Below are 484 nucleotides of genomic sequence, written 5' to 3' on the forward strand. Positions count from 1 at the left end.
ACGATCGGTGCGGTGACGGTGCCGCCGACGCCGAACAGGCCGGTGATGCAGACCAGTTGCCCGTCGCCATCGCGGAAGCCGTCGAAGCGCAGCAGCCCGGCGCGGTGCCAGGCGCGCAGGAAGCCGGCGTGGTAGGCCGGATTGCAGTGCGAATATTTCTCCAGATACAGCTGCGCATACAGCGCGGCGATGCGCGGATAGTCGGCCTCGCCGATGGCGTCGTTGCCGCAGCGCTGCAGGTCGCGGCGGTCGACCAGTTTGAGGTCGCGGGCCAGGTCGCGATGGCGCAACAGTTGCGGCCAGTCCTCGTACAGGTAGACCTGGCGGCTGCCGATCAGGGTGAAGCCTTCGGCCTGCAGCGCGTGCAGCCACTGCGGCGTATCCACCGCGTTGAGCGAGCGGAACCACAGCGCGTGGTCGGGCCAGCGCGCGCGTGCGACATCCAGCAACGCGCGCAAGCCGCTCGGCGGCAGCGGCGGGGGGC

General features: G+C 70.2%; 1 pseudogene. It reads right to left on the minus strand.

Features of this window, described 5'->3' with window-relative positions:
* Positions 1 to 458, minus strand: a pseudogene (locus D180_RS22375) (hypothetical protein); the annotation flags it as partial.
* Between the last annotated feature and the right edge of the window lie 26 nt (positions 459 to 484).

Origin of the sequence: Xanthomonas sp. SHU 166, assembly GCF_000364685.1 — a bacterium.
GTDB lineage: Bacteria > Pseudomonadota > Gammaproteobacteria > Xanthomonadales > Xanthomonadaceae > Xanthomonas_A > Xanthomonas_A sontii.